General features: G+C 56.6%; 15 protein-coding genes. 6 read left to right on the forward strand and 9 right to left on the reverse strand.

All coding sequences use genetic code 11. From position 1 onward, the window contains the following. Position 1 precedes the first annotated feature (1 nt). A complete protein-coding gene (locus HALO_RS14090; protein ID WP_035578651.1) occupies positions 2–826 on the forward strand; it encodes a class I SAM-dependent methyltransferase in 825 nt (274 codons plus the stop codon). A gap of 92 nt (positions 827–918) precedes the next feature. Further along, the gene (locus HALO_RS14095; RefSeq protein WP_035578650.1) at positions 919–1,482 is read left to right on the forward strand and encodes a hypothetical protein; all 564 of its coding nucleotides are present in this window, start codon (positions 919–921) and stop codon (positions 1,480–1,482) included. On the opposite strand, the gene HALO_RS14100 is transcribed toward HALO_RS14095, so the two are convergent. Next, a complete protein-coding gene (locus HALO_RS14100; protein ID WP_035578649.1) occupies positions 1,479–3,371 on the reverse strand; it encodes a monovalent cation:proton antiporter-2 (CPA2) family protein in 1,893 nt (630 codons plus the stop codon). The two genes, HALO_RS14095 and HALO_RS14100, sit on opposite strands and share 4 nt — an antisense overlap. Positions 3,372–3,471: 100 nt before the next feature. On the opposite strand from HALO_RS14100, the gene HALO_RS14105 reads away from it, so the two are divergent. From HALO_RS14105 to HALO_RS14115, 3 genes are read left to right on the forward strand one after another with little or no spacing between them, the layout of a single operon-like run. Further along, a complete protein-coding gene (locus tag HALO_RS14105) occupies positions 3,472–3,750 on the forward strand; it encodes a Trp family transcriptional regulator (protein ID WP_035578647.1) in 279 nt (92 codons plus the stop codon). Further along, positions 3,747–5,168 (forward strand): anthranilate synthase component I family protein, encoded by a 1,422-nt coding sequence (locus tag HALO_RS14110; protein WP_035578645.1) that lies wholly within the window; start codon positions 3,747–3,749, stop codon positions 5,166–5,168. The genes HALO_RS14105 and HALO_RS14110 overlap by 4 nt, the downstream gene beginning before the upstream one ends. Further along, positions 5,165–5,845 (forward strand): anthranilate synthase component II, encoded by a 681-nt coding sequence (locus HALO_RS14115; protein WP_050713556.1) that lies wholly within the window; start codon positions 5,165–5,167, stop codon positions 5,843–5,845. Before HALO_RS14110 ends, HALO_RS14115 begins: the two co-directional genes overlap by 4 nt. Positions 5,846–5,863: 18 nt before the next feature. On the opposite strand, the gene HALO_RS14120 is transcribed toward HALO_RS14115, so the two are convergent. The 8 genes from HALO_RS14120 to cysM form a co-directional block, all read right to left on the reverse strand. Further along, entirely contained in the window at positions 5,864–6,139 is a 276-nt protein-coding gene (locus tag HALO_RS14120) for a DUF1294 domain-containing protein (protein WP_035578641.1), read from the reverse strand. A 26-nt stretch (positions 6,140–6,165) separates the two neighbouring features. Further along, positions 6,166–7,227: a 23S rRNA pseudouridine(2604) synthase RluF gene (rluF, locus tag HALO_RS14125; RefSeq protein ID WP_050713557.1), complete on the reverse strand. Its 1,062-nt coding sequence runs from the start codon at positions 7,225–7,227 to the stop codon at positions 6,166–6,168. Between the two features lie 36 nt (positions 7,228–7,263). Further along, positions 7,264–7,809 (reverse strand): DUF924 family protein, encoded by a 546-nt coding sequence (locus tag HALO_RS14130; RefSeq protein WP_035578637.1) that lies wholly within the window; start codon positions 7,807–7,809, stop codon positions 7,264–7,266. 79 nt (positions 7,810–7,888) lie between these two features. Beyond that, positions 7,889–10,537 (reverse strand): phosphoenolpyruvate carboxylase, encoded by a 2,649-nt coding sequence (gene ppc / locus HALO_RS14135; RefSeq protein WP_050713558.1) that lies wholly within the window; start codon positions 10,535–10,537, stop codon positions 7,889–7,891. Between the two features lie 38 nt (positions 10,538–10,575). Continuing rightward, positions 10,576–11,415 carry a nucleoside triphosphate pyrophosphohydrolase gene (mazG, locus tag HALO_RS14140; protein ID WP_035578635.1) on the reverse strand — a complete coding sequence of 280 codons (840 nt, stop codon included), beginning with the start codon at positions 11,413–11,415 and terminating at the stop codon, positions 10,576–10,578. Then, the gene (relA, locus tag HALO_RS14145; RefSeq protein ID WP_035578633.1) at positions 11,415–13,691 is read right to left on the reverse strand and encodes a GTP diphosphokinase; all 2,277 of its coding nucleotides are present in this window, start codon (positions 13,689–13,691) and stop codon (positions 11,415–11,417) included. The genes mazG and relA overlap by 1 nt, the downstream gene beginning before the upstream one ends. Before the next feature lie 93 nt (positions 13,692–13,784). Then, positions 13,785–15,188, reverse strand: coding sequence for a 23S rRNA (uracil(1939)-C(5))-methyltransferase RlmD (rlmD, locus tag HALO_RS14150; protein ID WP_035578632.1), 1,404 nt, complete (start codon positions 15,186–15,188; stop codon positions 13,785–13,787). Positions 15,189–15,190: 2 nt separating this feature from the next. Further along, complete coding sequence (gene cysM, locus HALO_RS14155) at positions 15,191–16,111, reverse strand: cysteine synthase CysM (protein WP_035578630.1); 921 nt, start codon at positions 16,109–16,111, stop codon at positions 15,191–15,193. Positions 16,112–16,202: 91 nt separating this feature from the next. On the opposite strand from cysM, the gene HALO_RS14160 reads away from it, so the two are divergent. After that, complete coding sequence (locus HALO_RS14160) at positions 16,203–18,935, forward strand: ATP-binding protein (protein ID WP_050713559.1); 2,733 nt, start codon at positions 16,203–16,205, stop codon at positions 18,933–18,935. Positions 18,936–18,945: the final 10 nt, after the last annotated feature.

Raw genomic sequence — 18,945 nt, forward strand, 5'->3', positions numbered from 1 at the left:
GATGACCCCTTCCAACCCTTTAGCCGATCACTATCAGCGTGCCCTGCGCGCTGATGAGGTATTGGCACAGATTGACGCCCACTACCCCGCTGGCCCCACGCTGCATCAACTGGCCCCTTTGGATCAGCTGCATATTGGTGGCGTGGCGGCCTCTACTCGGCTGCTTGCACGCCTCAACCCTGACACCCACAGCAAGGTACTGGATATCGGCGCAGGACTGGGCGGATTAATGCGCCAGGGTGCTTCGCTGGGTTTTAAGATGACTGGGCTGGATATTACGCATGGCTTCAGTGCACTGAACAAAGCGCTGAGTTTACGGGTTAACCAGGCTGACTCGTTACCACTCATCTGGGTAACCGGTAACGCGAGCGCCCTGCCATTTGCCAATAGCAGCTTTGATGCCGTGCTCTTTCAGCACAGCCTACTCAATATGCCCGATGCCACCAAGGTAATCGCAGAAAGCCAGCGTGTTCTGCGCCCTGGCGGGCAGCTAGTGATGCATGAAGTCATCAGCGGCCCCAACGTGGCACAGCTTCGCTATCCAGTGCCTTGGGCGGCCTCTTCTGAGCACTCCCATCTAATGACCATTGCGGAGCTGACTCAATTGCTGGAAACAGGCGGTTTTCGACTTGAACACACGGAAGACTGGAGCAAAATAGCCTTGGAGTGGCGCCAGCGACAGCGGCAAAAAGAGCAGACGCCACGCCAAGCGGTGCTATCTCCACAGTGGGTATTTGGCGAGCGCTTTATCACAATGGGTAAAAATTTAGTCGATAACTTAGCAGAGGGCGCAATTAAAGTGGTGGAAATCCAAGCCAGTTGCTAGTCTGAATGGGATAGCTTTTTCTCCCGGCCCGTATTCTCACACCCCATGGGTATACGACAATATATGGGTATAAAACAATAGGTGTACGAAAAATGCCAACCAAACGCTTGGCAAGCACCCTGCTCTGCTGCTCCGTTCCTTGGTTTAGCAGCTACGCCGACGATACCCCGCCGGTCATGGCTTATACCGCTCCCAATAGCGAACTCATGCAGCTGGATAACGGCGTTATCTTAGAAGGCAGTGACCTTCAAAGCCTTGATAACTATACCAGCGGTTTTCGAGTAACCGCAGGCTACAGCCCCTGGCGCCTCCCCCAAATCGATATTGGCGCTGAAATCGCCTACCGGGAAAGCGAAGAAATCGCCACATCCTCCAGCATTAATCCGCTGATTATGGATACACTGAGTTTAGGCGGTGCCATTGTTGCCGGTGTTCGCATGGGCGCCTTCAGCGTCTATGCGAAGTCCGGCATCACTGAGTGGCGTGGTGAAAGCGACCTGGAAGGCGCCGATGAAAGCGGCACCGCGATGCTGCAAGGTTTCGGCGCCACCATGACCATCAACCGACTCGTTAGCCGCCTAGAGTACGAACGCATCGACGCCCCATCCCTCAGTCATCTCAATATGTTAAGCGCTTCCTTACATCTGCCGTTTTAAACTGCATCGCGACTTTGGTCTGGCGGTGTCCAGATAGGAACATCCTGCCGTTGCGGCTCGGGCCAATCCTGCTGCATAGCGGTATTGAGCGCTTCTTCGAGTTTCATGAACAGCTCACTATAGCGAGGGCCGAAAGCACTCCCTCCCTCAATATCCTTCCATGTTGCAAACAATTCATCCTCATGGGCATCTTCGTTCTGTACAAACGCCCAAGTCATCTGCTTGGCACGCATGGGATGCACGCCCATGGCAGTCAGTGCGTGCCCGCCCAGTTCCAGCGCTGAGTGGTAGGTTTCACTGATAACGTCGTCGGCCCCTGCGTCACGTAGCTGATAGCCGTGTCCCCGGTCGAATGCACGGGCCAGCACCCACACTTGGGGGTAGGCATGCTTCACATGCTTAACCATTTGTACGGCACGATCACGATCGTCTAACGCGATAACCAGTAACCTAGCGTGCTCAATCCCTGCGGTCTCTAGCAAGTCGGAGCGGCTGGCATCGCCAAAGTAGCTTTTGATGTTAATTTTGCGCAGGTTCTCGATCTGCTCAATCTCCAGATCCAGCGCCACGATGGGAATATTATTGGCGCGCAGCAAGCGGCAGATAATTTGTCCAAACCGGCCTACTCCCGCAACGATAACCGGTGCCTGCTCCTCAATAGCATCGGCTTCGCGATCATCGTTTTTAGCGATAAGGTACCGCGGTAGCACCAGCCGGTCGTAGGCAATAAATAGCAACGGCGTTAAGAACATTGATAGCGCCACCACCAGTGAGAGAATCTGAGAGATATCAGTAGGAATCACGTTGTTTTGAACACTGTAGGTTAGCAGCACAAAGCCGAATTCMCCGGCTTGGGCAAGGCTTAAAGTAAACAGCCAGCCGTTGCTACCATGCACTCGAAATAGCAGCGCCAAGCCCAGCAGAATCACACCTTTAACAACGATAACCGCCACGCCTAGCGACAGCACCGTGCCCCACTCCGCTGCTAACACTGAGAAGTTGATGCCCGCCCCTACGGTAATAAAAAACAGCCCCAGTAGTAGTCCTTTGAAGGGCTCAATATTGGCTTCCAGCTCGTGCTTAAATTCACTGTTGGCGAGCACCACCCCCGCCAGGAAGGCCCCCAGGGCGGGGGATAAATTGACCACACTCATCAGTGCGGCGATGCCAATCACCAGCATCAGCGCAGTAGCGGTAAATACTTCACGCAGGCCAGAGCCAATCACATAGCGAAACAACAGCGGCATCAAATAGTAGCCAGCGGCAATAACGCTTGCGATAGCTGCCACGACCACTAAAGCGTGCGCCCAGCCGGGCAAGTGGGCTACCAGGCTTAAGCTGGCATGGCCATCATCGCCGCCCGCGCCCATTAATTCCGGCAGCGCCAGCAGCGGAATCAACGCCAGCATTGGGATCACCGCAATATCCTGGAATAGCAGTACCGAGAAAGCGCTGCGCCCGCCTTCTGTTTTGGCGAGCCCCTTCTCATTGAGTGTTTGCAATACAATGGCCGTGGAGGAGAGCGCAAAAATCAGCCCCACCGCCAGAGCGGTTTGCCACACAAGCCCCAGCCACCAAGCAATGGCAGTGCCAGCAGCGGCCGTTAGCACTACCTGAAGCCCACCCAGACCGATCAGCCTAACGCGCATCGCCCAAAGGCCCTTGGGGTCAAGCTCCATGCCCACCAAAAACAGCATCATCACCACGCCAAACTCGGCAAAGTGCTGAATGGTGGTGGTCTCCTGCCCCACTAGCCCAAAAATGGGGCCAATCACCACCCCAGCAACCAAATAACCCAGCACTGACCCCAGGCCAAAGCGCTTGGCCAGCGGTACCGCAATCACCGCGGCGACAAGGTAAATAAAAGCTTGAATAAAGTATCCGGTCATCGAATTCCCTTAACGTAAATCAACACGCATTGCTTGACTTTTCTGGCCAACAATATACCGTACTAGTACGCTAGTACACGCTTATTAACCGGCCTTGACCATGCTCACAAACGAACACTACCAGGCTGAGCTCATTCGTCACCTGCTCGCCATCGACTCGCCGGACGCAATGGATGAGGCGCTGGCCAGCCTGCTGACTCCTGCAGAGTACCAAGAAATCAGTAAACGCCTACAGATTTTTAAACTGCTGCAGGAAGGCGTGCCTCACCGCAAAATAGCCGAAACCCTGGGCGTGGGCATCGCTACGGTTTCGCGGGGTTCCCGCGCGCTGACCACGTTACCCTCTTCAAGCCCTTCTTCACGGAATGATGCATCATGACCACTGCCAATACACAGGCCTCATCAGGCCCGCAGCCTTTTACGCTGCCACGCAAACCTCACTATGTGACCTTGGCGGCGGACTGCGACTTCTTTGCCCTGTTTCAGAAAATCGAGCGCCGGTTTGATACCTGCTACATGCTGGAGTCATTGGGCGAAGATAGCCATATGGCGCGCCACTCGATCATTGGCTTTGATCCCGAGTACACGCTTTACGCCAACGGCAACACGCTGACGATCGAAGACCGCAAAGGCAACGCCAAACACTACCCCAGCGATAACCCCTATGAGCTGCTGCGCAGTCTGATCCCGCAGAATATTATTTCCCGCAAGTATGCCGGTGGGTTAAGCGGTTACCTTGGTTACGACGCCATGCAGTACTTCGAGCCCTCGCTTACGTTAAAAGCCAGCGATGATTTCGACACCTTCCGCTTTGGGCTCTACAAAGATGGTCTTATCCTCGACAAGATGACCGGGGAAGTCACCTACTTCTACTACGATAATAGCCGCTACGACTTTCTGCAGACACTGATCAATGCAAACGATGAGCCAGCAGGCCCGCTGCAAATCACCGCTCTGGGCGACACCATGAGTCAGGCAGAGCACGCCGAGGCGGTGGCCAAGGTGAAGCAGGATATTATCGACGGTAAGGTGTTCCAGTGTGAAGTCGGCTTTAAAAAGCGTTTTAGTATCAAAGGCGATACCTTGGCGCTGTACGACCAGCTACGCACCATTAACCCCTCGCCGCAGATGTACTACGTCAAATTTGGTGAACAGAAGCTGATTGGCGCCAGCCCCGAGCTTCTATTCCGGCTGCGCCAAGGGGAAATGGAAACCTTCCCCCTGGCGGGCACCACGCTGCGTGGCCAAACGCCCCAGGAGGATACCCAGCTCGCCCGGGCGCTGCTCAACGACCCCAAAGAGATCGCCGAGCACAATATGATTGTGGATCTACACCGCAATGATATTGGTCGTGTGGCGCAATTTGGCACCGTCAAAGTGCGCAGCCTGATGGATATCAAACGCTTCAGCCACGTTCAGCATATTTCCAGCGAGATCGTCGGCATTATCGCCGAAGGTGAAGATATGTTTACCGCGCTGGCCAGCAACTTTCCCGCGGGCACTCTCACCGGCGCCCCCAAAATCGAGGCGATGAAAATTATCGATGACCTGGAAACTGACGGTCGGGGCCCCTACGGCGGCGCAGTGGGCCAGTTCTCGTTTAACGGCGACTGCACCTTTGCGATTCCCATTCGCACCGTGTTTGTGAATGGTGAACGTGCCTACGTGCAAACCTGCGGTGGCAATGTGTTTGATAGCAACGCTGCCGATGAGTACGAGGAGATCCGCCGCAAGTTTGCCGGTACACGCAAAGCCCTTACCCCCTTTATGGAGACGGACATGGAGAGCCAAGCATGAAGGTACTGATCATCGATAATTACGACTCCTTCACCTATAACCTCTACCAGTTTATTGGAGAGATTCTAACCACGGAGAAGAATCGCGGCGGGCTGGCCAATTTCGAGATACTCGTTAAGCGCAATAATCAAATCGATTTCCACGCCATCGAAGCCATGGCACCGGATCGCATTATTATCTCCCCCGGCCCCGGCTCGCCGGATGACCCGCGCTACTTTGGTGTGTGTGCAGAAGTGATCGAAAAACTGGGCAAAACCACGCCGCTGCTGGGAGTATGCCTGGGCATGCAGGGCATCGTGCACGTGTTTGGCGGCAAGGTAGTCAAAGCGCCGCTGCCGATGCATGGCAAGATCAGCCCGATCAACCACAATAACGCATCGGTGTTTAACGGCGTGCCTGACCAGCTTGAAGTGATGCGCTACCACTCGCTAATTKCCGATGCGATCACTCTACCCGAGTGCCTGGAAGTAACCGCCACCGTAGGCGCACTTGCAGCCGATAGCTTTGAGCAGCGCAGCCGCTGGCAGGCACTGGGCGAATTCGAACTAATGGGCGTTAAACATCGGGAGTACCCGATTCATGGCATCCAGTTTCACCCGGAATCGTTTGCCACCGAGGGCGGTAAAGAGCTAATCGCTAATTTTCTTTTCGCGCCCAGCAACCACGCCAGAGCGTAGGTACCCAGCATAGGGTGGCTAAATGAGACTCAATGAAACCATTAGCCACCCTACACAGACCAGATTTACGACAACTGTCAGCCAGAACGTAACTTGAAAAGCGGTTTTCTGGGTTTTATGTCTCAGTTGCTGTTGGGCCAGTAGCGCACCCGGCCAGCCCCCCACTACCCCAAGCAGATGTAGCGATTTCTCACTCACCCGACGGCGGTTATTAATAGCCGCCTTTTTGTCGATAGCGTAAGTGATATAAGCGATAACGCTAATCACAGAGTAAAAAGCGACGATTGGAATCACAGTGGAAACTCTTGAATGGTTAGCAGCTACTTGCGTCGCTGAGAAGGTTTGCCGCCCACCGCTGGCTTGCCGCGGCCTTTACCCACGGGCTTACCTTTAGCACCAGGCTTGCTTTTAACACCGGGCTTGCCGGGGGCTTTACCTTTGGGGTGCGGTTTACCGGCACTGCCCTTCGGGCCGGTACTGACTTTTCCGCTGGCAGCTTTTTTACCTTTGGGAAGCGGTTTAGCTCCGGCGGCCTTGGCACCAGTCGCCTTCGAGCCGGCTTTGGCCGGGCGCCCTTTCGCAGCGGGCGGCTTTGCCTTTCCTGCGCCTGAGCTGTAGTTGGGTCTTTCAGGCTTAGCTTTACTTTTCTTCTCGGGTGCCGCCTCTGAGCGTTCGGTCAACGCGATAATGGTATCGATCTCTTTGGCAGTGAGATCGCGCCAGTCGCCCAAGGCCAAGCCTTTGAGGGGCACATTCATAATGCGCGTGCGAATAAGCTGGGTAACTTCATAGCCGAAGTATTCGCACATACGGCGAATTTGCCGATTGAGCCCCTGCACCAGGGTAATGGTGAACACAAAGGTGGACTCTTTTTGCACCTTGCAGCGCTTGGTCACCTTGCCAAGAATCGGCACGCCGCTCTGCATGCCCTCTATAAACTCGTCGGTGATCGGCTTGTTCACCGTCACCTGGTACTCTTTTTCGTGGTTGTTATTGGCGCGCAGAATCTTATTAACCAGATCGCCGTTATTGGTTAAAAAAATCAGTCCCTGGGAGTCTTTATCGAGCCGCCCAATGGGGAAAATACGCACGCCATGCTTCACAAACTCAACGATATTGTCCTTTTCGCTGGATTCAGTGGTACTGACAATGCCCACCGGTTTGTTCAGCGCGATCAGTACCAGATCCTCCTCTTCTTGAGGCTCAATCTCCTGGCCGTTTACTTTAACCAAGTCACCTGCCAACACTTGATCACCGGTGGTCGCGCGGCGACCGTTTATCCACACGTTGCCCTGCTCCACAAAGCGGYCGGCCTCGCGGCGCGAGCACATGCCACTTTCGCTAATGTACTTATTGATCCGGGTAGATTTTCGCAACGACATATAACGCCATAGGGCTAAAAGGGAATAAATATACGCTTAAAAAGAGGAGCCGGGCTGCTTTAGAAAGTCCAGCTCCTCGTCGCTAGAGGCCCGCCCCAGCAATGCATTGCGGTGCGGATAACGCCCGTAACGATCAATAATCGCCTTGTGGCGTACTTCAAAATCGAGATTATTCTCTAGTCCCGGCTGGTCAAACAGCTGCATCGCCAGCTCATGAATGACCACAGACTCGCTATGCATATAGGGCATATACAAAAACGCCCGCTGCACTCTGGAAAGCGGAGCATCGGCTCCAACGGCCACTGCCTCTTGGGCCAGCGCCAGCGCTAAGGTATCGGTGGCAAAGGCGCGGGCGTCGTCGCGGTAGATATTGCGCGAGAACTGATCCAACACAATGATCTCCGCGAGCCGCCCTTCGGCTGTTTGCCGCCAAGCGTAGCACTCGCACTGTGCGGCCTGGACATGCAGCGCGCCAAACCTCTGCGAGATTGTACGATCCAACTCAGCGTCTTTTTTAAACCACTGAGCAGCCGTCAACTCCTCAAACCAAAAGTCGAGTACCGCTTGAGCATCTGAGGACATTGGCGCCTCTCTGTAGTAGTAGAACGTTGTAGTAGAACGTTACGGTTAAAAATCACGGTAAAAATCGTATCAAAACAGCCTAGCCGGTGTTGCGCAGCCCTGCCGCTATGCCCGCCATAGTGACCATCAACGCCCGAGAAAGGTCGGCGCTAATCGCCCCATCGGCATCGCGATTACGCTGCAGCAGCTCCGCCTGCAAACCGTGCAGCGGATCAATGTAGGGATTGCGAACATCGATTGCCTGGCGAATCAGCGGGGTGTTCTCCAGCAGCTTCTCCTGCTGAAGAATATCCAGCACTGCTTCTTCCAACGACGCGAACCGCTGGCGTAACTGTTTACCCAACGCCTTCAACGAGGGCTCGTCGACTAAGCGGTGCTCGTAGTAGGCAGCAATGGCCACATCGGCTTTGGCCAGCAGCATCTCAAGCATGTCCAGGTAGGTGCCGAAGAAGGGCCACTCGTTGCGCATCTCCTGCAGCACATCACGGCCACCGGGCTGTTCCAAGCGCCGCGAGAAGGCTTCGCCGCTGCCCAGCCACGCGGGTAGCATCAGGCGAATCTGCGTCCAGGCGAAAATCCATGGAATGGCGCGCAGGGTTTCCACCCCGCCATCCTGACGCCGCTTGGTGGGGCGGGAGCCTAGTGGCAACCTGCCCAGAGCGCCCTCCGGGGTGACCGCCCGGAAATAAGGCACAAAGTCCGGGTCTTCCCGCACTACGCCTACGTAAGCCGCGTGCGCTACCTTGGCGAGCTGATCCATCTCCTCGCGCCAGTGAGGTTCTGGTGTGCGTGGAGGCAATAGCGTGGCCTCCAGTACTGCACAGGCGTAGATCTCCATGGAACGCAGGGCAATATCCGGCTGGCCAAACTTGAAACGAATCATCTCGCCCTGCTCAGTAACCCTGAGGCTGCCGTTTACCGAACCAGGGGGCTGGGAGAGAATAGCCGCGTGGGCCGGGCCGCCACCGCGGCCGACGGTGCCGCCGCGGCCGTGGAACAGGGTTAAATCGACGCCGTGTCGATTACACACATTCACCAGCGMCTCCTGTGCACGGTACTGCGCCCAGGCAGCGGCCAGCTGGCCGGCATCTTTTGCCGAGTCGGAGTAGCCAATCATGACCTCCTGACGGTCATCGATCAGCGAGCGATAGCCAGGAATTGAGAGCAGTTTATCGACAACGTCGCCTGCGTGATCCAGGTCGTTAAGGGTTTCAAATAGCGGCGCAATAGGTAGCGTTACCTGTCCCCCAACCTCTTTCATGAGCAGCGCGACGGTGAGCACGTCTGAGGGCTCAGCGGCCATGGAGATAATGTACGTCCCCAGCGCTTCAGAATGCTCCTGGGCGATGACTTTGAAGGTGTCCAGCACCTCCCGGGACTCGGCGGAGCACTCCCAGCGGCGTGGAATCAGCGGGCGACGCGAGGAAAGCTCGGCGAGCAGAAACTCTTGGCGCTGAGCCTCGTCCCATTCGCGGTAGTGGCCAAGGCCCAGCGTGCTGGTCAGCTCTTCTATCACCTGGGCATGGCGGCTGGCTTCTTGGCGTAGGTCGAGCTTGGTCAGCGTGACGCCAAACACGGCTACCCGGCGCAGGGTGTCCAGCAGTGCGCCATTGGCGATGGTGTCGAGACCTACATCGCACAGCGAGCGGTAGCAGGCGAGCAGTGGCGAATAGAGCTGATCGCGGGTTTCGATAATCGGCCCGCCGTCGTAGTTGCGCCCTTCCAGTTCGGCCTTGGCCCAATCCCGGGTCGACTCCATCTTCGCAAGCAACCGCTTCAGCMCTTCGCGGTAAGGCTCAGCGACATCGCCCGCTTCGGCTTTAAGTGCACTATTAGCCTTCCACATGGAGAGCTCGGTTTTGAGCTGCTCAAGATCGCGCAGATAGAGGTCGGCGGCCATCCAGCGGCCTAACAGCAGAACTTCGCGGGTTACTCGGGCGGTCACGTTGGGGTTACCGTCGCGGTCACCGCCCATCCAGGAGGCGTAGCGTATCGGTGCGGCGTCCAGGGGCAAGCGCTCGCCGGCGGTATCCAGCAGCAGGTTATCCAGATCGCGGTGGAAGTCAGGCACCGCCTGCCACAGCGAGTTTTCGATCACTGCAAAGCCCCATTTGGCTTCGTCTACCGGGGTGGGCCGCTCGTGGCGGATCTCGTCAGTGTGCCATGCCTGACTAATCAGCTCTTCCAGACGCCCTTGGGCACGGGTGCCACGCTCGGGATAATCTTCAGAGCTCTCGATGGCGGTTAAACACTCATCAATGGCGTCATATTTTTGGATCAAGGTGCGGCGAATAACTTCGGTGGGGTGCGCGGTGAGCACCAACTCTACGCGCATATTGGCGAGGGCCTCGACCAGATTACGCGGTGAGTTGCCCGCCTGCTGGGCGCGCTCAAGCAGCTCCCCCAGCACCGGCTGAGAGCCGGGTTTGTAGTCCTCTACCCGGCGAAAGCGCGCCCGATAGTGCTGTTCGGCAATATTGGCGAGGTTTAAAAACTGGTTAAAGGCTCGGGTGACCGGCAGCAGGTCGCTCTCCGGGAGCTCACGCAGATACTCGATCAACTCGCGCTGTTGCAGCGAGTCGCCCTGGCGCCCGCGCTTGGCGTGGGCGCGGATGGTTTCAATTTTATCGACAAATGCTTGGCCCAAATCATCGGCAATGGTGCGCCCCAGGCTGTCGCCTAGAATACGCACGTTATCGCGCAGAGATTCGTGTAGGTCGTGACTCATTGGCATGGCCTCCTTGCAGGGGTCGCATCATTATTAAATCAGGGATGGGTAGGTTGTTTTTCTTCTGCTTTCGCCGCCTGCCAGTGGGCTTCCATCTCGTCTAGAGAAGCCTCCGTTAATGGCCGCTGGGCAGCGCTCAGCTCGCGCTCAACAAAACGAAAACGGCGCTCGAACTTGGCATTGGTAGCGCGCAGGCACTGCTCCGGGTCGGCACTCAGCGTGCGGGCAAGGTTGGTGACCGCAAACAGCAAATCGCCGACTTCTTCCTGGGCGTGCTGCTGGTCGCCAGCGGCAAGCGCTTCTTCGACCTCGGCCAACTCTTCACGAATTTTGTCAATGACACCGCGGGCATCGGGCCAGTCAAAGCCTACCCGCGCGGCGCGTTTAGACAGCTTGGCAGCGCGGCTTAGCGCAGGTAGCGTGCGCGGTACATCGTCGAGCACAGAGGGCGCCTCAATGGCCCTTTCAGCACGCTCCTCGGCTTTCAACGACTCCCAGCGGCTGTTGACCTGCTGGGTTTGCACTTCCTCGGCGCTCACTCCCGGCGGGCGGCGTGAGGCCAGGGTGCCCTCCGGAAATACGTGGGGATGGCGACGCAACATCTTGGCGGTCAGGGTATCGACGATATCAGCAAAGTCGAAGCGCTGCTCCTCCGCCCCGAACTGGGCGTAGTAAACCACTTGAAAAAGCAGATCGCCTAGCTCTCCGGGTAGCTCGTCAAAAGCGCGTCGCTCAATGGCGTCGGCGACCTCGTAGGCCTCTTCCAGGGTGTGGGGCACAATGCTGTCCCAATTCTGCTGGAGATCCCAAGGGCAGCCCTGCTCCTGGTTACGCAGCACCTGCATGAGCGTCAGCAGGTCGTCGATACCATGGCGCATTATGCTCCTCCCTTGCGAACTTGTTGATCCGGGTCGGCGTTGCGCAAACGGCGCACTTCGGTAACGTTGGGCAACTGCTGAATACGCGAGAACAGCCTCCCCAGGGACTCCAGACCGTCGACTTCCAGCGTGATACGCAGCCGGGCAATACCCTCATCAGTATCGGTTAGCGTGTTCACCGCCAGCACGTTAACTTTTTCATTACCCAGCAAACCAGTGACATCACGCAATAGGCCGGAGCGATCCCAGGCCTGAATCTCGATGGTCACCGGGTAGCGGGTTTGAGCACGTTCGCCCCACTCTACTTCGATAATGCGTTGGGGCTCATCCAGGCGCAATTGCAGAATATTGCTGCAATCTTGACGGTGAACAGTAACGCCGCGCCCCTGGGTAATAAACCCGATAATCGGTTCGCCAGGCACCGGACGGCAGCAGTTGGCCATACTGGTTTTCAGGTTGCCGACACCCAGCACGGTAATATCGCTTTTGGTGGCTTTGCTGGATTGGCGTTTTGGCTTGGCGAGCAGGCGGTCGAGCTGCTCTTGGTCGTCAGTTTCACCAAACAGCTGCTGAGCCTGGTGCAACACCTGGCCGATACGCAGGTCACCGGCGCCGATGGCGGCGTACATGTCCTCGGCATTTTGGTAGTTGACGGCCTTGGCCAGCTTGGGCAGATCGAGACCCTCGACATCCAGGCGGCGCATTTCACGGTCAAACAGCACGCGCCCCTCGTCCAGGTTTTGATCCCGCGCCTGATGTTTAAACCACGCCTGGATTTTGGCCCGAGCCCGGGAAGTGCGCACATAGCCCAGGCTGGGGTTTAACCAGTCGCGGCTTGGCCCMCCCTTGGTGGCGGTAAGAATTTCTATCTGCTGGCCGGTCTTTAACTTGTAGGTGAGCGGCACAATGCGCCCATTAATCTTGGCGCCTCGGCAGCGGTGACCAATTTCGGTATGCACCCGGTAGGCGAAATCGATCGGTGTGGCAATCCGCGGCAGATCAATCACGTGGCCGTCGGGGGTAAATACGTAGATACGATCAGGCGCTACATCGCTGGAGAGCCCTTCGCGCAAATCGCCAAAGCCGCCCACTTCGTCCTGCCACTCCAACACTTGGCGCAACCAAGCAATTTTCTCTTCGTAGCTACGGCTTTTGGCGTTGGTATCGTGGCCTTTGTAACGCCAGTGGGCGCACACGCCCAGCTCCGCTTCGTCGTGCATAGCGAAGGTACGAATCTGGATTTCGAGCACCTTATTTTCCGGCCCCATTACGGCGGTATGCAGCGACTGATAGCCGTTCTTTTTGGGGTTGGCGATATAGTCGTCAAACTCGTTGGGCACGTGGTGCCAGCGCGAGTGGATAATCCCCAGCACGGTGTAGCAGTCGGCTACTTCCGGCACCAGAATGCGCACCGCGCGTACGTCGTGTACCTGTGAGAAGTCGATCCGCTTACGCTTCATTTTGCGCCAGATCGAGTAGATATGTTTGGCCCGACCATCCACGTCATAGCGGTGGATGTGCTGGGCTTCCATCAAAGCTTTGATGGTTTCGACGACATCGTGGATGTAGCGGTCGCGGTCAAGACGCTTCTCCGCCAGCAGCTTGGCTATCGCTTTGTACTCGTCTTCGTGCAAATACCGAAACGATAGATCTTCCAGCTCCCACTTAAGCTGACCGATGCCCAGGCGGTGAGCCAGCGGTGCGTAAATATCGGCGACTTCCCTGGCCACTTGTAAACTTTTTTCCCGGGGAGCGTCTTTTACCTGGCGCAGGGCACAGGTGCGCTCGGCAATTTTGATCAGCGCCACGCGCACATCGCCGACCATATTGACCAGCATCTTGCGTAGGTTTTCCTGCTGGTTGTGCTGGCCCATACCGTGATCAGGCGCCAGCGGATAGCTGATAGCGGCCATTTGCAGCACGCCATCAATCAGGCTGGCCACTTCTTCGCCAAAGCGCTTTGACACCGACTCAAGGCTCAACAACCCTTCCCGCACGCCACGGTAGAGAACGGCGGCCTCTAGCGTCGCTTGATCGAGCTTTAATTCGCCAAGGATATCGGCCATTTCCAGGCCCATGCGAAAGCTAGAACCTGGCGACAGCCATACACGATGAGTACGCGGCGCCTCAAGCTCTAACTGCTCAGCGAGCTCACAGGCCTCGACTAAACGCTCAGGCTCAGGTAGGCGCACATCCTCCTGCAGGCGCGTTAACCACTGCTGTATGTCCACCTTTCCGCTTGCGGTTAGCGGCTGGTCTTCACGCACTTTCACCATGACAATCACTTATCCTTTCAGGAAGACGGTCTCTACACGGCCGTCACCGTGGCTTGATGCGATGGGGCAACACTAGCCCCCCAACTTTTAACATCAGCTTTTAACATCAGTTTCAAACAGCATCAGCGTTTCCATATGCGCAGTGTGAAGGAACATATCCGCCACTGCTACTTGCTTGACCCGGTAACCTGCATGCACAAGATGTGCCGCATCCCGGGCAAGCGTCGCTGGATCACAGGAAATATAGACCACCCTGGGCACAGGGTGCTGCGCCAACGCCTGACAAATGACTTCAGCGCCACTACGCGGCGGGTCGAGGACCAGCGCATCACTATCGCCGTGATCGTTTAACAGCTCCTTAACGCTGACAGTGCTGTTTAAATCGGCCTGCTGGCCGCTGACCATTAGCTGGTTACGCTTGGCATTAATGGCAATGCGCGCCACCATGGCGGGGTTMCCCTCCACCGCATGCACCTCAGCTCCCGCGGCCGCGATGGGCAGGCTGAAATTACCGATACCGGCAAACAGGTCGAGTAGCTTTTGTCCTGACTTAGGCGCTAACCACTGGATGACCTGAGCGACCATTTGCTGATTAACCTGGGCGTTGACCTGTAAAAAGTCCCCCGGCGCAAAACTTAAACTCAGCGGTGGCTGGCCGTTAACGGTTAACGACTCTTCTAGCGTCGGCGGTGCGCCATGCCAGTGCAGTGTGGGCGATTCACGCCCCAACCAAGTGCCCAGCGCTACTGCCTGCTGCTGTGCAAAGGCTTGCCAGCGTTCGGCGTCTTTACCATGCTCCTTTAACTGACGCACCAACACCACCTGTGTTGCAGGCGTTGCCAGCAGCTCTATATGGCCTACCTGGCGCGGGGCCTCCAGGGTTTCCAGCAACTCGCGCAGGGGCGCTAGCAACTGCTGCAGGGGATTCACCAATACCGGGCAGCGTTCGATATCCACCAGGCGGTGGCTGTGGGCAGCGCGAAAGCCAAGCCGCGTATTACCCTGGCTATCGACTTTGACACCCAACCGCGCTCGGCGACGGTAGCCTTGATCATCCCCCTGAATCGAGGCGATCTGATCCAGCGTGATGCCTTGACGCGCAAAGAGGTCGCGCACTACTTCGCGCTTATGGGCACGCTGGGCATCGATATTTAAATGCTGCAAATCGCAACCACCGCAGTGGCCAAAATGCGGGCACGGCGGTGTAACGCGCTGCTCCGACGTCGTTAGCAATGACTTGATATGCGCTTCATCAAAGCGCTTGCGAGTGAGGTGAACGGCTACTTCCACCTGTTCACCGGGCAGCGCCTGATCAACAAACACGGTTTTACCGTTGGCAGCGTGGGCAACGCCACGGCCATCGTGGGCCAAGCGCTCAATCACCAGGGGCGATGTATCATCCGTCGCGGTATGCCGCGTTTTGCCGCCTGGCGTGCCCGCTAGACCAGAATGACCTGACGCAGGCCTGGGTGGCCGCCGTTTTCCCAACATGGCCATGGTTATACTCCTGGGGCAAAAAGGCCAGTGGAGAGATAGCGGTCACCACGGTCACAGACAATAAACACAATCACTGCATTTTCGGTTTGCTCAGCGATGCGCAGCGCGCCCGCGAGGCTGCCACCCGACGACACTCCGGCCAGAATACCCTCTTCGCGGGCCAGACGTCGCATGTGCTCTTCGGCTTCCTGTTGGCCAATATCCAGGGTGACATCCACTCGCGGCGCCTCAAAAATAGCCGGCAGGTAAGCTTGTGGCCAGCGGCGGATGCCGGGAATACTCGCGCCATCGGCAGGCTGCAAGCCGACAATTTGAATGGCTGGATTTTGCTCTTTCAAATAGCGCGACACACCCATAATGGTACCCGTGGTACCCATGGAGCTAACAAAGTGAGTCACCTCGCCGCCCGTCTGTTGCCATACCTCCGGGCCGGTGGTGCGGTAGTGCGCCAGGGGGTTATCCGGGTTGGCGAACTGATTGAGCGGCTTCCCCTCGCCTCTGGCAATCATGCCATCCGCGATATCCCGAGCCTCCTCCATGCCCCCGGATTTGCTGGCAGAAATTAATTTAGCCCCAAAAGCTGCCATCGCCTGCTTACGCTCATCTGAGGCGTTTTCCGGCATTATCAGCACCATCTGGTAGCCTTTAATCGCCGCCGCCATGGCAAGCGCAATCCCGGTATTGCCCGAAGTCGCCTCAATCAGCGTATCGCCAGGGGTAATATCGCCCCGCGCTTCTGCTTCATTAATCATGGAGAGCGCGGGGCGGTCTTTGACCGACCCGGCAGGATTATTGCCTTCGAGCTTGGCCAACAGTGTATTGTTACGTCCAGCGCTAATGCGCTTCAGGCGTACCAGGGGCGTGTTACCAACCACATCTTCTAACGTGGGATAGCTCTTGAGATAGCCCTTGAGATCATTCATGAATGTTCCTTATCGTCACCGTTATGCTGCATTATATCGGTGCTGCCTTGGACTGGACAGGCAACCTTATTGAATCAACGAGCTTCTTTTCATGTCATTGAATACCCGTCTTCTATTTGCCTTACTCGGTTTTCCACTCCTGGTGTACGCCCTGATGGCGGTAATGCTGGTCATATTGAGTGATACGCAAGCGCGCGCGGCCCACCAAGAGCGTTTAGTCAGCGTCGGCGAGTTGCTGGCCCCAAGCCTTGCTGATGCGGTCGAAACGGCTGATACCCAGCGCTTGGAGACCTTGGCCCGCCAACTGCTCAATATGCAAGGGCTGCGTACGGTTGCGCTCTTTAATCAACAAGGCAATCGTCTTTTATTAATGGGTCAATCCAACCCACCACCGCTAACCGCCCCCGCTGATCAGCAATTGATTAAGGAGCAAGAGGCTTGGCGACTGCGTTTGCCACTAAGCACTCCCCAGACCAATGCCAGCCAAGCAGACAATAGCAGCGTTGGCTGGCTAGATATCGAAATGGACACCCGGGCGTTAACCCTAGGACGCTATAAACTGATCGCTAGTCTAAGCTTAGGCGGCATGCTACTTGGCCTGCTGCTGTTTTTAGTTGCGTTTGCCATCAGCCGCTATACCACCCGCCCTATAGAGGAAGCCAACCAGGCCCTTTATCGTCTATCCCGCGGTGACTATCGGCTACGCCTGGCGCCCTCTAATACAACAGAGTTTCACCACTTAAGTAGCTATATCAACGCCCTGGCCGAGCACTTTCAGCAGGCCCAGCGGGATATGCAAACGCAAATCGAGCAGGCCACCAGCGAGCTGCAAGAGTCAATGGAAACCATTGAGGAGCAGAATATCAAGCTCGATTTGGCTCACCGCAGTTCTCTGCGAGCTAACGCCGTGAAGTCTGAATTTTTAGCCAATATGAGCCATGAGATTCGCACGCCGCTAAACGGCATTATCGGCTTCTGCCGTTTGCTCGGGCGCTCGKCGCTGGATACACGACAGCAGGAGTGGCTGCAGCATGTGCACCGCGCTTGCGACAATCTGCTGATACTGGTTAACGATGTACTCGACTTCTCCAAGCTTGAAGCCAACCGCCTCACTCTGGAAGAGACGGATATCGATATCGTCGCCCTGGTCGACGAAGTGGTGGGGCTGCACGCCCCAGAAGCCCAGCGCAAGCAGCTGCACTTGGTGGCCATGGTGTATGACGACGTACCCACACCGCTGACCGGCGACCCGCTGCGCATTCATCAGGTGTTGAATAACTTAATTGGCAATGCGCTCAAGTTCACTCATGAAGGCGACGTGATTGTGCGCGTCATGCTGGACAACCTGGAAGGCCAGCATGTGGTGCTCAATCTCAGTGTCAGTGACACGGGGATTGGCCTAAGCGAGGCCCATCAGGAAGCACTGTTTAGCGCCTTTTCTCAAGCAGAGCCCAGCCATTCGCGGCAATTTGGCGGCAGCGGCCTTGGCCTTACTATCTGCCGACAATTGATTGAGCGCATGGGCGGAGAGATTGGCGTCGAAAGCGAGCTGGGCAAAGGCACGACGTTCTCCTTTACACTGCCCATGCTGGCGCACAAAGCCATCGAACGGCCAGCGGAAATCAGCCTTGCCAATCCGGCTATTCGTTTATATGAGACTCACGCACCGACCCGACACGTACTCGAGCATTTACTGCAGCGCTGGGAAGCACAGCCGATCGCCTTTGATGCCTCTGAACCAGCGCAATTACTCATATTAGGGTTGGAGCACGGCGACTTTAACCCCGAATGGCACGCCCATTGGCAAACGGTGATTGATCAAACGCCCTGCCCCACACTCATTTTAGCCAATGGCAACAGCTTTGATCTGCCACCGCTGCACTTAACCCATGGCGGCGAGACTCTCTACAAACCTTTTTCCCGCGCTCAGTTGGTGGCCTCCCTCAAGCAGCTACTATTATCTGCGTTTACACCTACTAACATCGACCAGGAACAACTAGCGCTTCCAGCCGCGACTCCACCACTCAAGCTACTGATTGTCGACGATAATGCGCCGAACCGGGAGCTGCTCAAAAGCATGCTTGAAACCCCAGCTCTGCATGTCACCACGCTAGAAAGCGGCCATCAGGCGCTTGAGTACGCCCGCACCCATAATGTTGACATGGTGTTAATGGACATTCGTATGCCGCGGATGGATGGCGTCCAGACCACCCAAGCGCTGCGCCGAATCAGTAGCACCTGGGCCCGCTGCCCGATTATTGCCGTCACCGCCCACGTGCTCAGCAGCGAACGCCAGCAATGGCTCGCGGAAGGCCTTGATGACGTGCTGATAAAACCGATTGATGAGGAGCAGCTCGAACAGTTGCTAAAGCGCTTTTTGGGGGTTACCCATCGGCTAACCGCCAGCAACCCTGCACCGACCGACTCTCAGCGCGATAGCAAAACCCCCACCAAGCCACGCTTCAGCCACACGGCACCCGCTAAGCTACCTGTCGTTGATCTTGAGATTGGGGCGCGCCTAGCAGGGGGGAAAGAGGACTTGGCGCGAGAGCAGCTCAAACGCCTGATCGACAGTTTGGATGAAAGCGAACAGCATATGCGCACCGCTTTTAGCCAACAACACTTACCCACACTGCTCGACTGGGTACATGGACTCAATGGTGCCAGCCGTTACTGCGGCGCGCCGGAGTTAGCTTTGCTGGTCGAGGCCTTGGAAACCCGCCTTCGTACCAGCGGTTTAGACCATGTTGAGGGGCTATTGGACGAGCTATACCAAGCAATGGCGCGGCTACGTGCGCACCGACCACAGCTACTTAGACATTAAATTACCGGAC

The organism is Halomonas sp. R57-5, assembly GCF_900070345.1.
GTDB classification, from domain to species: Bacteria; Pseudomonadota; Gammaproteobacteria; order Pseudomonadales; family Halomonadaceae; genus Vreelandella; species Vreelandella ventosae_B.

Excerpts from the sequence above, each read along its gene's own strand:
- HALO_RS14095 (WP_035578650.1), top strand. The coding sequence starts at position 919 with ATGCCAACCAAACGCTTGGCAAGCACCCTGCTCTGCTGCTCCGTTCCT.
- HALO_RS14130 (WP_035578637.1), bottom strand. The coding sequence starts at position 7,809 with ATGTCCTCAGATGCTCAAGCGGTACTCGACTTTTGGTTTGAGGAGTTG.
- HALO_RS14110 (WP_035578645.1), top strand. The coding sequence starts at position 3,747 with ATGACCACTGCCAATACACAGGCCTCATCAGGCCCGCAGCCTTTTACG.
- HALO_RS14090 (WP_035578651.1), top strand. The coding sequence starts at position 2 with ATGACCCCTTCCAACCCTTTAGCCGATCACTATCAGCGTGCCCTGCGC.
- cysM (WP_035578630.1), bottom strand. The coding sequence starts at position 16,111 with ATGAATGATCTCAAGGGCTATCTCAAGAGCTATCCCACGTTAGAAGAT.
- HALO_RS14105 (WP_035578647.1), top strand. The coding sequence starts at position 3,472 with ATGCTCACAAACGAACACTACCAGGCTGAGCTCATTCGTCACCTGCTC.
- mazG (WP_035578635.1), bottom strand. The coding sequence starts at position 11,415 with ATGCGCCATGGTATCGACGACCTGCTGACGCTCATGCAGGTGCTGCGT.